Genomic DNA, 13,696 nt, shown 5'->3' on the forward strand with positions numbered 1-13,696 from the left:
GCGGGCGCGGGTGCGCCTGCCGCCCCTTCGGGCGAGCTGCCTAGAGGAACGAGTTGATCTCGATGGTCTCGGTACGGCCGGGGCCGACGCCGATGGCGGAGATCGGGGCGCCCGACATCTCCTCCAGGGCCTTGACGTACGCCTGGGCGTTCGCCGGGAGATCCTCGAAGGTCTTCGCCTTGGTGATGTCCTCGGACCAGCCGGGGAGGTATTCGTAGATCGGCTTCGCGTGGTGGAAGTCCGTCTGCGAGTACGGGAGCTCCTCGACGCGCTTGCCGTCGATCTCGTACGCGACGCAGACCGGGATCTGCTCCCAGCCGGTCAGCACGTCCAGCTTGGTGAGGAAGAAGTCCGTCAGGCCGTTCACGCGGGTGGCGTAGCGCGCGATCGGCGCGTCGAACCAGCCGCAGCGGCGGTCACGGCCGGTGGTCACGCCGCGCTCGCCGCCGATACGGCGCAGGTCCTCGCCGTCCTGGTCGAACAGCTCGGTCGGGAACGGACCCGCACCCACACGCGTGGTGTAGGCCTTCAGGATGCCGATCACACGGCTGATCTTCGTCGGGCCCACGCCGGTGCCGGTGCAGGCGCCGCCCGCGGTCGGGTTCGACGAGGTGACGAAGGGGTACGTGCCGTGGTCGACGTCGAGCAGGGTGCCCTGGCCGCCCTCGAAGAGCACGACCTTGTTCTCGTCGAGCGCGTTGTTGAGGATCAGGGTGGTGTCGGCGACGAACGGCTTGATCTGCTCCGCGTACTGGAGCATCTCCTCCACGATCGCGGCGGCATCGATCGCGCGGCGGTTGTACAGCTTCGCGAGGAGCTGGTTCTTGCCTTCGAGGGCCGCTTCGACCTTCTGGGTGAGGATCGACTCGTCGTAGAGGTCCTGGACCCGGATGCCGATGCGGTTGATCTTGTCCGCGTAGGTGGGACCGATGCCGCGACCGGTCGTACCGATCTTGCGCTTGCCGAGGAAGCGCTCGCCGACCTTGTCGAGGGTGACGTTGTACGGCGTGATCAGGTGCGCGTTGCCGCTGATGAGCAGCTTGGAGGTGTCGATGCCGCGCTCGTTCAGGCCGCGCAGCTCGGAGAGCAGGACAGCCGGGTCGACGACGACGCCGTTACCGATGACCGGGGTGCATCCGGGCGAGAGGATGCCGGACGGGAGAAGGTGCAGCGCGTACTTCTGGTCGCCGACGACGACCGTGTGGCCGGCGTTGTTGCCACCCTGGTAGCGCACTACATAGTCAACGGATCCACCGAGCAGGTCGGTGGCCTTTCCCTTGCCCTCGTCACCCCACTGAGCTCCGAGCAGCACAAGAGCGGGCACAGGCGTACACCTCTTCCGGATGGGGCATGTCCAAGGTCAGGGGGCGTACGACGATGTACACCGCAGGCTGAGCCGTCGGACCGGTACCCCGGAATAGACGAAGGCCCTGGCGCAATAGCGCAAGGGCCTCTTGCACAAAGATGCTACCCGAGGAAGGACCGAGGTGTCGGCTCCAGAGCCCACCATGAGCCACGCGGGCGCGCCGGTAGGCGGCCTGCTCGTGCTCGTTGACCCGGTCGCCCGCCGTCTTGACGGCGAGTCCGTGCGGATCGCGAAAGATGTGTTGTCAGCGGGAGCGGCGGCGAAAATCTGCCTCCCCGATTCGCAGGAGGAATTCGCGCGGGCTCTCGCCCGCCGGGGTCAACGGCGGCTGGTGATCGTGGGCGACGACCGGGCCCTGGCGCGCGCCGTGGGGCTGCTGCACCGGGAGCGGGGGCTGGCCGAGGGCGCCCTTTCACTGGTGCCGGTGGGGCCTCCGGGGTCCTTGGTACTGGCCAGGTCGCTCGGTGTGCCGCTGTCCACGGTGTCCGGGGCGCGAACGGTTCTGGAGGGGGCGCCGCGGTGGTGCGACATGCTGGTGGACGACAGCGACGGGGTGGTCCTGGGCGGACTGCGGATCCCGCCGCTGCGGGGGGTCAGACCGCCGGCCGGGCCGTCCGTGTGGACCGCGTACCGCTCGCTGGTACGGACGCTGGTCCGTCCGGCGGGGCCGGGCGGCGGCGCGGGCCGGCTTCGGCTGCGGGTGGAGGCGGACGGGGCGGTCCTGGCGGATGTGGACCGGCCCGTCGAGGAGGTCTCGGTGGCCCTGGGGAGTGACGGCGGCCTGGCGGAGGTCGTCGTCCGTACCGGTGCCGGCGCGGGCACGGAGGTGACGGCCCGGGCGAAGACGGTCACAGTGTCGGGCGCGGACTTCCGCTACCGGGCGGACGCGGCGGTGACCGGGCCCGTGCGCCGCCGTACGTGGACCCTGCACCCGGCGGCATGGACGCTCACGCTGCCCCGGTGACGCGCGAGGCGCTGAGCGGTGTGGCGGTGCTGGGTGAGGCGTTGAGGGTGTGGCGTTGAGGGGTGTGGCGGTGCCGGGCGAGGCGGTGACGCGGGAGGCGTTGAGGGGTGTGGCGGTGCCGAGTGAGGCGGTGACGCGGGAGGCGGTGCCGGGTGAGGCGGCGATGGGCGACGCGCTCGCCGACTGGGGGCGGGACGGGCTGCTGCTCTGCCTGCTGCCGGTCTTCTGCTGGCCGGCGGTGGTCGCGGCCGTACTCACCCGGCCGGCGGCGCTGGTGGTGCTCCTGAGCCCCGTGGTGCTCGGGGTACGGGAGCTCCTCGCCGTCCGTCGGGCGGGCAGGGTCCTGCGGGACCCGGCCTCGCGCTGGACCTCGTACCGGGCAGTCGTCGTCAGGGCCCGGTGGCGGCCCCCGGTCGTGCTCCCGGACACGGGCCCGGCGCTGAGCCCGGGCCTGCTGGGCCGACGGGTCCTGCCGCCGCGCCCGTGGCCGCGTACCGCCCCGGCGCCGGACACCGTCGAGGTGTGGCTGGGCGGGGGAGCCGACAGCCGGGGCGTGCTCTGGGCACCGGCGGCCCGCCGCCTCGGGCGCGTCCGGCCCCTTCGCCGGCGGCGTGGCGCCCAGGCCGTCTAGCCCGCGTCCAGCCGCCTGCCCGGGCCGAGGTCCAGGGTGGCCTTGTGGACCCGCCAGCGCTCCATCAGTCCCAGCAGCTCGCCCTGCATGAACTCGAAGAACGCGGCCGTCTCGGCGATGCGCGTCCCGGCCGGCGAGTCGGAGCCGAGGCTCGTCGCGCCCTCGCGAAGGGTCTTCTCCCACAGGGTCAGCACCTGGTCCCGCCGGGTGAAGGTCTCGTACCAGAGCTCGTTGTGCAGCACGTACCGGTCCCGCCGCGAGCCCGGTTCCCGCTCGCGGCTGACCATGTTGACCTGGGTCAGGTAGGACACGGCCCCCGACACCGCCGCCGGGCTGATCTGCAGCGCCTCGCTCAGTTCCGCCGAGGTCATCGCGCCCTCGTCGCTCGCCAGCAGCTGCGCGAAGACCCGGGCGGCCATCCGCTGCATCCCCGCCTCGGTCAGCTGCGCGGCGAACCGCTCCACGAAGCGCGAGACCGCTTCCTCGTTCCGTACTGCCGGTACCGCCATGTCGTCCGCCACCCTCCCGACTTTACGTGATTTCCGAGCTTCACAAATTTGTGAAAGTAGCGTACGTTCAGAAGCATGACGAAGGCCATCAGCGTCGCCGGACTCCACAAGACGTTCGGCCGCACCCACGCACTGGACGGACTCGACCTCTCGGTCGCCACCGGCGAGGTCCACGGCTTCCTCGGCCCCAACGGCGCCGGCAAGTCCACGACCATCCGGGTCCTGCTGGGTCTTCTGCGCGCCGACTCCGGCACCGCCGAACTCCTCGGCGGCGATCCCTGGGCCGACGCCGTGGCCCTGCACCGCCGCGTCGCCTACGTACCCGGCGACGTCACCCTGTGGCGCAACCTCTCCGGCGGCGAGGTCATAGACCTCTACGGACGGCTGCGCGGAGGCCTCGACCGGGCCCGCCGCGCCGAGCTGATCGAGCGGTTCGAGCTGGACCCGACCAAGAAGGGGCGTACGTACTCCAAGGGCAACCGGCAGAAGGTCGCCCTCGTCGCCGCCTTCGCCTCCGACGCCGGACTGCTCATCCTCGACGAGCCCACCTCCGGCCTCGACCCGCTGATGGAGGAGGTCTTCCAGGGCTGCGTCGCCGACGCACGTGCGGCAGGGCGCACCATCCTGCTGAGCTCGCACATCCTCAGCGAGGTCGAGACGCTTTGCGACCGGGTCAGCATCATCCGCAAGGGCCGCACCGTGGAGACCGGCACGCTCGCCGGCATGCGCCACCTCACCCGGACGTCGATCAGCGCCGAGCTGGCCGGCCCGCCGAACGGCATCGCGCACCTGCCCGGCGTGTACGACGTGCAGGTGCAGGGGCTGAAGGTCCGGCTCCAGGCCGACACCGACAAACTGGACGCCGTCCTGCGCTCCCTGACCGCATCGGGCGTGCGGTCGCTGACCTCGACCCCGCCCACCCTCGAAGAGCTGTTCCTGCGCCACTACACCGAAGAGGCGTCGCGATGAAGAACCAACTGGCGGGCACCGGGGTGCTGCTCCGGCTCGCCTTGCGCCGCGACCGGGTGATGATGCCGGTGTGGGTCCTGGTCACAGGCCTGCTGGTGGTGAGCATGCCCGGCTCTCTCGGGAGCGTGTACGGGAGCGCCGCCGAACGCGCCGAGGTCGCCGCCTCGATGAACGCCAACAGTTCGATGCGCGCCATGTACGGGCCGGTCTTCGGCGACTCGCTCGGCGCCCTGACCGCCTGGCGGATGGGTGTCTACGGCGCCGTCCTCGCGGCCGTGATGAGCCTGATCATCGTCATCCGGCACACCAGGGAAGAGGAGGAGACGGGCCGTCAGGAACTGCTCTCCGCCGCGATGGTGGGGCATCGGGCCCCGATGACCGCGGCCCTGCTGGCCGCCCTCGTGGCCAATGCGTGCGTCGCGCTGCTCGTCGCGGGCGGGCTCGCGGGGCAGGGCGCGCCGGGTGCGCTCGCCCTCGGACTGGCTGTCGCGGGCGCCGGGATGCTCTTCGCCGGCATGGCGGCCATCGCCGCCCAGCTGACCGAGAGCGCCCGGGCCGCCAAGGGGATCGCGGCCGCCGTGCTGGGCGCCGCCTTCGTCCTGAGGGCGGCGGGCGACGCCGGGACCGCCGGCGGGGAGTCGGCCCTGACCTGGCTCTCGCCGCTCGGCTGGGTGGAGAACGTACGGGCCTTCGCATCGGTGCGCTGGTGGGTGCTCGCGCTGCTCGCCGTCGCCGTCGTGGCGCAGGGGGGCGCCGCGTACGTCCTGGCCGGGCGCCGCGACCTGGGCATGAGCTTCCTGCCGACCCGGCCGGGGCCGGCCGATGGACGCCTGGGCACGGCGGGTGCCTTGGCCTGGCGGCTGCAGCGCGGCAGCGTGTTCGGCTGGAGTGCGGGTTTCCTCATCGCCGGCGCCGTCTTCGGCGGGATGGCGGAGGGCGCGGCCGACGTGGTCGGCGGCAATGAGAAGACCCGTCAGATCATCGAGCGGATGGGCGGCCAGAGCGGGCTCACCGACGCCTTCCTCGCCGCGATGGCCGGGCTGCTGGGGCTGGTCGCCGCGCTGTACATCGTCTCCTCGGTGCTGCGGCTGCACGGTGAGGAGACCTCGGCGCGCGCCGAACCGCTCCTCGCGAACGCCGTCGGCCGGCTGCGCTGGGCCGGCGGCCACCTCGCCATCGCGTTCGGCGGCTCGGCGCTGATCCTGCTGCTGGGCGGCCTCGGGCTGGGCCTCGGGCACGGCGAGGACGTGGGCGCGGCAGTGGGCGCCACCCTCGCGCAGCTCCCGGCGGTGTGGGTGATCGGGGCGCTGGCCGCCCTCCTGTACGGCGTGGCTCCCAGGTACGCGGTGGCCGCCTGGGCGGTGGCCGGGACCGCGCTGGCCCTGGGCTGGATCGGCCCGGCGCTGAACCTCCCGCAGGCGGTCCTCGGCCTCTCGCCCTTCGCCCACCTGCCCAAGCTTCCGGGCGCGCAGGCACTGACCTGGACCCCGCTGCTGCTCCTGACCGCCCTGGCGGTGGCCTTCACGGGCGCCGGGCTGGCTGCCCTGCGCCGCCGGGACCTGGTCGCCTGAGGCCGCAGGCCTGACCGGCGCTGTGCTGGCCGCCCTGCGCCGCCGGGACCTGGTTGCCTGAGGCTGCAGGCCTGACCGGTACGGCTTCGACGAGAGGGCCTAGAACTGCACGAGCAGTTCGCGTAGCCCCCGGATCACGTACCCGTCCCGCCACTGCGGCTCCTCGACGAGCCGCAGGGGCGGGACTCCGTCTGCCAGCAGCGCCCCGAAGGAGGCCTCCAGCTCCCTGCGCGCCAGCGGCGCGCCCAGGCAGTAGTGGATCCCGGCCCCGAAGCTCAGGTGCGGATTGTCGGCCCGTACGAGGTCCAGCGAGTCGGGTTCGCCGAACCGCGCGGGATCGCGGTTCGCGGACCCGAAGAGCAGCGCGACCTCGGCTCCGCGGGGGATGTCGGTGTCCCCGATCCGGATGTCGTCGAGGACCCAGCGCTCGAACATCTGCAGGGGGGTGTCGTAGCGCATGAGTTCATCCACAGCTGTGGACAACTTTTCGGGATCGTGTCGTGCGCGGAGCGCGGCGAGCTCGCCGGGGTTGCGGAACAGTGCCCACCACCCGTTGGCGGTGGTGTTGACGGTCGCCTCGTGCCCGGCGTTCAGCAGGAGCACGCAGGTGGAGATCATCTCTTGCTCGCTGAGCCGGCCCTCCTCATCGTGGGCAGCGATCAACCCGGAGATCAAATCCTCACCGGGGCGTGCGCGCCGCTCGGCGATCAGCTCCCGCAGGTACGCGCTGAACTCGACGCTCGCCCGCACCGCGCGCCCCGCCGTCTGCTCGTCCGGCCGTAGCTCGAACATCCCGCAGATGTCCGCCGACCACGGCCGCAGCAGCCCCCGGTCCGCCTCCGGGACGCCCAGCAGCTCGGCGATCACCGCCACCGGCAGCGGCTCGGCGACGGCCGTGAGCAGATCCCCGCCACCGTCCGCCAGCAGCCGCCCCACCAGCTCCCCGGCCAGCCGCTGCACTGCGGGCACGAGCCGTTCCACCGTCCGCGGGGTGAAGGCCTTCGCCACCAGCCTGCGCACCCGCGCGTGCGCGGGATCCTCCAGGTCCAGCAGCCCGTTGCCGTTGAGCACGTGGAAGGCCTCGTGCTCGGCCGGCGGCGGGGTCCGCCCGAACTCCTCGTGCGAAAACCGGTGCAGGTAGGTCCTCCCCAGCCGGCGGTCCCGCAGCAGCGCACTCACATCGGCGTAGTGCGGCACCAGCCACTGCCCGGTGGCCTCGCACCACACCGCCCGCCCCTGCTCCCGCAACTCCCGGTACGCCGGATACGGATCGGCGACGAACGCGGCATCCCACGGATCAAAGCCCATCCCCGCACCCTATGCCGGGGTCACCAGCCGGGTCTCGTAGGCGAACACCGCCGCCTGGGTGCGGTCCCGCAGGCCGAGCTTCACCAGGATCCGGCTCACATGGGTCTTGATCGTGGACTCCGCGACGATCAGCCGGCTCGCTATCTCCCCGTTGGACAGCCCTTGCGCGATCAGCACCAGCACCTCCTTCTCCCGCTCCGTCAACTCGCCGACGCCCGCCGGGTCCGCGAGCTTCGGCGTCTCGGCGAGCTTCGAGAACTCCACGATCAGCCGCTTGGTCACCGACGGCGCCAGCAGCGCCTCACCGGCCGCCACCACGCGTACCCCGTCGGCCAGCTGACGGGCCGACGCGTCCTTGAGCAGGAACCCGGAGGCCCCGGCCCGCAGCGCCTGGTACACGTACTCGTCGAGGTCGAAGGTCGTCAGGACCAGCACCTTCGCGTCCGTGTCGGCCGCCACGATCTCCCGCGTCGCCTCCAGCCCGTTCATCAGCGGCATCCGGATGTCCATCAGCACCACGTCCGGGCGCAGCGCCGCCACCTGCGCGATGGCCTCGCGGCCGTCGACCGCCTCGCCCACCACCTCGATGCCGTCCATGGCGTTCAGCAGGACGGAGAACCCCTCGCGCACCATCATCTGGTCGTCGACGATCAGCACTCTGATCGTCATGACGCCCCCGCCCCCGAGCCCGTTCCCTCTTCCGCCACCGGCTCGGGACGGTTGCGCACCGGTATGAACACCGCCACCTCGTACCCGCCCGTTCCGGTTTCGCCCGCCGTCATCTCCCCCTCCAGCATGGCCACGCGCTCCCGCATCCCGGTGATCCCGTGCCCGGCACCAGGCGAGGGCCGCACGTCCCCGGTCGGGGCCCCGTTGACGATGCGTATCCCCAGGCCGCCCAGCACATAGGACACCTCCACCGAGGCCGCCGCGCCCGGCGCGTGCCGCAGCGTGTTGCTCAGGGCCTCCTGGATGATCCGGTACGCCGACAGCTCCACCCCCTGCGGCAGCTCCCGCACCGCACCCGTGACCATCTTCTCCACGCTCAGACCGGCCTCCCGCACATTGGCCAGCAGCCCGTCCAGCGAGGCCAGCGTCGGCTGCGGGGCGTCCGGGGCTTCGTAGTCGGCGGAGCGCACCACGCCCAGCACCCGCCGCAGCTCCGTCAGCGCCGCCACCGCGTTCTCCCGGATGGTGACGAACGCCGCCTCCAGCTCCGGCGGCGGGTTCTTCACCCGGTACGGCGCGGCCTCCGCCTGGATCGCCACGACCGACATGTGGTGGGCCACCACGTCGTGCAGCTCGCGCGCGATCGTGGTCCGCTCCTCCAGCAGCGTCCGCTTGTCCCGCTCGACGGCCGTGACCTCCTGCTGCGCGCTCACCTCCGCCTTGGCGTTGTGGCGTATCCGGATGCTGCTCGCGATCGTCAGCGCGATGGCCGAGGTCACGGCCATCTCCGGCAGGTTCGTGCCGTACCGGTTGTTGAGCACCGCCGACATCACGAAGCCGAGGACCAGGGTGAGGGCCCACATCCACCCGGCCACCCGAGGTCCCGTCCGCAGGGTCACGAGGACCATGACCGCGATGTAGGAGACGAAGGCGCCCGGGCTCCAGGGCCAGAACTCTTGCCCGCCCAGCCCGGGTATGGAGCCGAGCACCATTGTCATGGCGACCGCGGCCCACCAGGCGGCGACCGGCCGGACCAGTGTCATCAGGACCGGCGCCGCGGCCACCAGCCCTGTGAACAGGAGGCCGGCTGCGCCGAGATACCCCGAGTCCGAAGTCCCGGTGAACAGGACGAGGATGAAAGCCAGCGCCCCCACCGCCGTGTACTGGCTCCATGGCGCGTACCGGCGTATCGGAGCGGGCAGCCTTCTCACGAAGCGCCCCGGGGTCTCCATCAGCGGCAGCGGCCGGTAGGCCATGGCATCGGTGAGGAGATCCCGGCGCAGGGTCGCGATCACCTCCGATGCCACTCGGAATTCAGGCGTCCGGGTTGTCCCCCCGGTGGTCGTCTCGGTCATAACAGAACCGTAGGTCCGCACCGCCCTCGTCCGCGTCGCCGCTGATGGGGATTTCCCGGGCTCCCTCTCAAGTACTACGTGGGGCAGATCAGTAGCCCGTCGGGCGGACCAGGCCCGTCTCGTACGCGAACACCGCCGCCTGCGTACGGTCCCGCAGGCCCAGCTTCACCAGGATCCGGCCCACATGGGTCTTCACCGTCTGCTCCGCCACGGTCAGGTGCGCCGCGATCTCCGCATTCGACAAGCCCTGGGCCACGAGCGACAGGACCTCGGTCTCCCGCTCGGTCAGCTCGTCGATGCGCGCCCGCGACGGCGCGCGCGGCGCCCCCAGCCGGGAGAACTCCGTGATCAGCCGCTTCGTGATGTTCGGCGAGAGCAGCGCCTCGCCGGCCGCCACCACCCGCACCGCCTCCGCGAGCTGGTCGGCCGACGCGTCCTTGAGCAGGAACCCGGAGGCTCCGGACCGCAGCGCCTCGTACACGTACTCGTCGAGGTCGAACGTGGTGAGCACCAGCACCTTCACGGTGGCTCCGGCGGCGCCCGTGATGACGGACGTTGCCTCGATGCCACCCATCCCCGGCATGCGGATGTCCATCAGGACCACGTCCGGCCCCAGTTCTCCGACCTTGGCCACGGCGTCGGCCCCGTCCACGGCCTGGCCGACGACCTCGATGTCCGGCTGGGCGTTGAGAAGCACGGTGAAGCCCTGCCGGACCATCATCTGGTCGTCGGCGATCATCACCTTGATCGGGGCGCTCATGAATCCTTCTTCGTCTCGGGTGCCGGGCCGCCCGGCAGGTTCTGCGGATCCATCGGGAGTACGGCGGTCACTTCGTACCCGCCGTCGGGGCGCGGGCCGGCGGCCAGCTCGCCCCCCAGCATGCCTGCCCGCTCCCGCATCCCCAGCAGCCCGTGCCCCGCGCCCGGCGAGGGCGCGGCCGGCCGGGTCGGAGCGGTGTTGGCCACGCACAGGTGCAGGTCGTGCGGCCCGTAGGCGATGCCGACCTCCACGCGTGAACCCGGCGCGTGCCGCAGGCAGTTACTCAGCGCCTCCTGCACGATCCGGTAAGCGGTGAGCTCGACGCCGGGAGTCAGCGGCCGCCGTATCCCGGCGATCTCGGTGGTGACATCGAGCCCGGCCCCCCGCACGTTGTCCACGAGACCGTCCAACTCTGCGAGGGTCGGCTGCGGATGGTGGGGGTTCGCGGGATCGTCCGGCTGCTCGGAGCGCAGAACGCCCAGCACCCGCCGCAGCTCCGTCAGGGCCTCCAGCGCGTTCTCCCGGATGCCCGCGAGGTTCTCCTTGAGCTCCTCGGACGGATTCTCCACCAGGTGCGGGGCTACCTGCGCCTGGATGGAGATCACCGACATGTGGTGGGCGACGACGTCGTGCAGCTCGCGCGCGATCCGGCTGCGCTCCTCCAGCAGCGTGCGCCGGGCACGCTCCTCCGCGGTGAGGGACTCCTGCTCGACGAGCTTGCCGCGGGCCAGGCGCGTGGCGCGGAGCGCGTAGCCGAGGACGCCGACGAAGGCGAAGAGGAGCGACAGTCCTGCGACTACCGTCTGGCTGTTCGGTGGCCTGAAGAAGGCCTCGGCCAGCCCGGAGTAGAGGATCGAGACGCCGACGACCCCTATCGTCACCCGGGGCGGTACCCGCAGGGCCACCAGGAGGATCAGCGGTGCGAAAGTGAAGGTCCCGGCGGGTGTCCACGGCCAGGTCTGGCCCTGACCGACCTTGTCGTGGATCGTCCACGCGATCAGGGCCGCGGTGACGAGGCCGAGCCACCAGCCGGCGAGGGGCCGGAACATCCCGAGCACGATGGAGGCGCCGGTCAGGAGGGCCATCGCGACGACCGGGCCACCCGTGACGCCGTAGTGGTCCTCGAGGTGCGCGGCCGTGAGGGCGCAGGAAACAACGGCCGCGTAGACCAGGGCGACATGCGGCAGCCAGGCCAGCCAGCGGGGCCGCGACATGCGGGGAAGCGGGTCCCACTCCAGGGTGAGCAGCTCCATGGCCAGCCCGCGAAGTTCGGGACGGCCGCTACGGCTCGTGCGGGCGTCGGGTACCTGGGACTTGGTCGGCTTGCTCACGGGCTCCAGCCTAGGCATGGGTGACTTCCTTGACGGAGGCCGTCGCCTGGTGGTGGGAGCCGGCGACGATGCGCGTGGTGCCCTCCGGCATCGGGCGGCCGCCCCGCTCGTACGCGCGGAACGCAGCCCAACAGACCGTCAGCGCGGCGGCGAACACCGGCAGCCACAGCAGCCGCGCCGCTATCCACTCCATCGAGCCGGGCACGGTGTGCAGCCCGGGCAGGTCGGCCGAGACCAGCAGTCCGAGGGCGGTGACGGCCATCATCGCGGTCTGGTGCCATAGGAAGACCGTCATGGCGGAGAGGTTCACCAGGGCCACCGCCGCCCAGGCCGCCGGCCGCCGCATGGCCCGGGCCAGCGGCTCGCGCACCAGCAGGGCCAGTCCGCACTGGGCCAGTCCGAACGTGGCCGCCGCGAGCGTCGGCGGGTTCAGGTTCGATATGGCGGCCCCGGGGACACCCACCATGGACGCCGGGTAGCCGCCCCACAGGATCAGCGTGGCGGTGGCGACGGTCCCTGCTGCGAGCAGGAGCAGTGCGGGACCGCGCCGGGCGAACGCCCCTCGGGACCATGCGGCACCCAGGGTGTAGGGGACGAGCCAGCCTGCGGCCACGTTGATCCAGCCGGCCCATTCGGGCCCGCCGAGTCCGAAGCGCCACAGGTCGACGGCCGCCACCACGGCCAGGGGCCACAGCGGGTTGAGCCTGGCCACCAGCGGGGTCGCGGCGGTCAGCGCGGCAAAGACGACGAGGAACCAGAGGGGGGAGAGAACCAGCTTCACCAGTGTCTGGACGGTGTTCAGCTCCACCCCGCCGACGAGCATCCCGCCCGCCACGACGGTCCACAGGGTGAGCACGGCGGCGACCGGACGGAACAGCCGGCCCAGCCGCTGCCCGACCCAGGTGAGGTAGGAGTCCCCCCGCTCCCGCGCCGAGGCGTAGCCGCGGGCGGCGACATGGCCGCCGACGAGGAAGAAGACGGCAAGGGTCTGGAACACCCAGGACACCGGGGCGAGCCAGGTCATGTGCGCGAGCGGGCTGGTGTTGCTCAGGCCGCCGTCCGCGGTGGTCAGGGCGGTGACCAGCCAGTGGCCGAGCACCACGCCGAGGATCGCCAAGGTCCGCAGCGCGTCCACGGCGCGGTCCCGGTCGGCCGGGGTGGCCGCGTCGATGTCCTCGGCCAGAACGGACAAGCGGGCGCGGAGCTTACGCATGGGGGCCCTCCTGGGCTGCGGTGGCGGCGGGAATTGCGGTGCCGAGGACGATGGCCGCCAGGTTGTCGAGGGACTCGGTGCCGGGCTTGAGGTAGTCGCTGTGCCCGGCCGGCCCGGCGGCGAAGGCCCGCGCTCCGAAGGCGGGGTCGACGGGGTCCGTGCCGAACCCGATCCCGCCGAGCCGGACGTGCGGGACGCTGCCTATCCAGTCGCCGCCGCCCCGTCCGGCCCAGACCCGGGCGCTCGTCGGCAGGTCCCGGGCGGTGTGGGCCCCCGTACCGGGGCTGCCGAAGAGGACCATGTCGGTGACCTCGGACCCGGTCGCGGTCCGGGCGCAGACCACGGAGCCGTAGGAGTGGCACAGGAGGGAGAGGTGGGAGCCGGGCCCTGCCATGGCTCGCAACCGGTTGAGGAAGGGGCCCAGTTCGGCGGCGGCCTCGTCGGCGCGGTCGGCGGTCAGGACGGTCGTGCTGACCGTGCCGGGGGTGTCGTACCCGAGCCAGGCGACCACGGCCGAGCGCGAATACTCGGCCTGGAGGCGCTGCTGGAGGGAGACGGCCCCGGCACGGAACCTCTGGTAGGTGTCGAGCGTCGTGTCGGACCCGGGCACCAGGACCGTGACCCGGTCGGCGGTTTCCAGGTCGCCGAACACCTCGACGGCGCGGCCCCGTCCGCGGCCGTCGAAGGCGAGGAACCGCGCCGCACCGCCCGCGTCCATGGCGCGCAGCTTGGCGGCCCGGCCGGTGCGGCCCGCGTCCTCGGCCATGTGGGCCGCCTCGGCGAGGTTGGCACGGTTGGCGGCGTACCGGTCGTGCGGGGCGGTGCCTTCGGCGAGCGCCACTGGCGCAGGTGCGGGGACGCCGGGGGAGGCGGCGGCGGACACGGGGGCCACGACCGCGGCCGCGACCAGCGCGGCCAGCAGCGTGCGCCGTAGCCGCCCGGTCGGCACGGCCCTCCGCCCCGGCCTCGCCTCCGCCCCCGCTCCCGACCCCGCGCCGCTGCCCGCCGTCGTGCCCACCGTCGTCGTCCCCGCCGCCATCGTCTCTTCCT

The 13,696-nt window shown here is 72.3% G+C and carries 13 protein-coding genes; 4 read left to right on the forward strand and 9 right to left on the reverse strand.

The window, feature by feature from the left end; translation table 11 throughout:
- Positions 1–40 precede the first annotated feature (40 nt).
- Positions 41–1,324, reverse strand: a complete 1,284-nt coding sequence (locus AB0D48_RS12785; RefSeq protein ID WP_362394469.1) for an adenylosuccinate synthase — start codon at positions 1,322–1,324, stop codon at positions 41–43.
- A gap of 184 nt (positions 1,325–1,508) precedes the next feature.
- Between AB0D48_RS12785 and AB0D48_RS12790 the strand changes: the two genes are divergently transcribed.
- Positions 1,509–2,330 carry a diacylglycerol kinase gene (locus AB0D48_RS12790; RefSeq protein ID WP_362394951.1) on the forward strand — a complete coding sequence of 274 codons (822 nt, stop codon included), beginning with the start codon at positions 1,509–1,511 and terminating at the stop codon, positions 2,328–2,330.
- A 49-nt stretch (positions 2,331–2,379) separates the two neighbouring features.
- Complete coding sequence (locus tag AB0D48_RS12795; RefSeq protein ID WP_362394472.1) at positions 2,380–2,961, forward strand: hypothetical protein; 582 nt, start codon at positions 2,380–2,382, stop codon at positions 2,959–2,961.
- Here the strand turns inward: AB0D48_RS12795 and AB0D48_RS12800 are convergent.
- Complete coding sequence (locus tag AB0D48_RS12800) at positions 2,958–3,470, reverse strand: MarR family transcriptional regulator (RefSeq protein ID WP_362394954.1); 513 nt, start codon at positions 3,468–3,470, stop codon at positions 2,958–2,960. The genes AB0D48_RS12795 and AB0D48_RS12800 overlap by 4 nt on opposite strands.
- A 75-nt stretch (positions 3,471–3,545) precedes the next feature.
- Here AB0D48_RS12800 and AB0D48_RS12805 point away from each other — a divergent pair, with 75 nt between their 5' ends.
- On the forward strand, positions 3,546–4,439 hold the full coding sequence (locus AB0D48_RS12805) for an ABC transporter ATP-binding protein (protein WP_362394475.1): 894 nt from the start codon (positions 3,546–3,548) through the stop codon (positions 4,437–4,439).
- Positions 4,436–6,010 (forward strand): ABC transporter permease, encoded by a 1,575-nt coding sequence (locus AB0D48_RS12810; protein WP_362394478.1) that lies wholly within the window; start codon positions 4,436–4,438, stop codon positions 6,008–6,010. The genes AB0D48_RS12805 and AB0D48_RS12810 overlap by 4 nt, the downstream gene beginning before the upstream one ends.
- Before the next feature lie 99 nt (positions 6,011–6,109).
- Here the strand turns inward: AB0D48_RS12810 and AB0D48_RS12815 are convergent, their stop codons facing one another.
- From AB0D48_RS12815 to AB0D48_RS12845, 7 genes are all read right to left on the reverse strand, one after another.
- Positions 6,110–7,318, reverse strand: a complete 1,209-nt coding sequence (locus AB0D48_RS12815; protein ID WP_362394481.1) for a cytochrome P450 — start codon at positions 7,316–7,318, stop codon at positions 6,110–6,112.
- 9 nt (positions 7,319–7,327) lie between these two features.
- Positions 7,328–7,987, reverse strand: coding sequence for a response regulator transcription factor (locus tag AB0D48_RS12820; RefSeq protein WP_362394484.1), 660 nt, complete (start codon positions 7,985–7,987; stop codon positions 7,328–7,330).
- Positions 7,984–9,342 carry a histidine kinase gene (locus AB0D48_RS12825; protein ID WP_362394487.1) on the reverse strand — a complete coding sequence of 453 codons (1,359 nt, stop codon included), beginning with the start codon at positions 9,340–9,342 and terminating at the stop codon, positions 7,984–7,986. Before AB0D48_RS12825 ends, AB0D48_RS12820 begins: the two co-directional genes overlap by 4 nt.
- 88 nt (positions 9,343–9,430) lie before the next feature.
- Positions 9,431–10,102, reverse strand: coding sequence for a response regulator transcription factor (locus tag AB0D48_RS12830; RefSeq protein WP_362394490.1), 672 nt, complete (start codon positions 10,100–10,102; stop codon positions 9,431–9,433).
- A complete protein-coding gene (locus tag AB0D48_RS12835; RefSeq protein ID WP_362394493.1) occupies positions 10,099–11,433 on the reverse strand; it encodes a sensor histidine kinase in 1,335 nt (444 codons plus the stop codon). Before AB0D48_RS12835 ends, AB0D48_RS12830 begins: the two co-directional genes overlap by 4 nt.
- Before the next feature lie 10 nt (positions 11,434–11,443).
- Complete coding sequence (locus tag AB0D48_RS12840; RefSeq protein ID WP_362394496.1) at positions 11,444–12,646, reverse strand: acyltransferase; 1,203 nt, start codon at positions 12,644–12,646, stop codon at positions 11,444–11,446.
- A complete protein-coding gene (locus AB0D48_RS12845) occupies positions 12,639–13,685 on the reverse strand; it encodes an alpha/beta hydrolase (protein ID WP_362394499.1) in 1,047 nt (348 codons plus the stop codon). The genes AB0D48_RS12840 and AB0D48_RS12845 overlap by 8 nt, the downstream gene beginning before the upstream one ends.
- Positions 13,686–13,696: the final 11 nt, after the last annotated feature.

The sequence above is a fragment of the Streptomyces sp. NPDC048269 genome (assembly GCF_040652395.1).
GTDB lineage: Bacteria > Actinomycetota > Actinomycetes > Streptomycetales > Streptomycetaceae > Streptomyces.

Excerpts from the sequence above, each read along its gene's own strand:
- AB0D48_RS12790 (WP_362394951.1), top strand. The coding sequence starts at position 1,509 with ATGAGCCACGCGGGCGCGCCGGTAGGCGGCCTGCTCGTGCTCGTTGAC.
- AB0D48_RS12800 (WP_362394954.1), bottom strand. The coding sequence starts at position 3,470 with ATGGCGGTACCGGCAGTACGGAACGAGGAAGCGGTCTCGCGCTTCGTG.
- AB0D48_RS12805 (WP_362394475.1), top strand. The coding sequence starts at position 3,546 with ATGACGAAGGCCATCAGCGTCGCCGGACTCCACAAGACGTTCGGCCGC.
- AB0D48_RS12810 (WP_362394478.1), top strand. The coding sequence starts at position 4,436 with ATGAAGAACCAACTGGCGGGCACCGGGGTGCTGCTCCGGCTCGCCTTG.
- AB0D48_RS12815 (WP_362394481.1), bottom strand. The coding sequence starts at position 7,318 with ATGGGCTTTGATCCGTGGGATGCCGCGTTCGTCGCCGATCCGTATCCG.
- AB0D48_RS12820 (WP_362394484.1), bottom strand. The coding sequence starts at position 7,987 with ATGACGATCAGAGTGCTGATCGTCGACGACCAGATGATGGTGCGCGAG.
- AB0D48_RS12825 (WP_362394487.1), bottom strand. The coding sequence starts at position 9,342 with ATGACCGAGACGACCACCGGGGGGACAACCCGGACGCCTGAATTCCGA.
- AB0D48_RS12830 (WP_362394490.1), bottom strand. The coding sequence starts at position 10,102 with ATGAGCGCCCCGATCAAGGTGATGATCGCCGACGACCAGATGATGGTC.
- AB0D48_RS12840 (WP_362394496.1), bottom strand. The coding sequence starts at position 12,646 with ATGCGTAAGCTCCGCGCCCGCTTGTCCGTTCTGGCCGAGGACATCGAC.
- AB0D48_RS12845 (WP_362394499.1), bottom strand. The coding sequence starts at position 13,685 with ATGGCGGCGGGGACGACGACGGTGGGCACGACGGCGGGCAGCGGCGCG.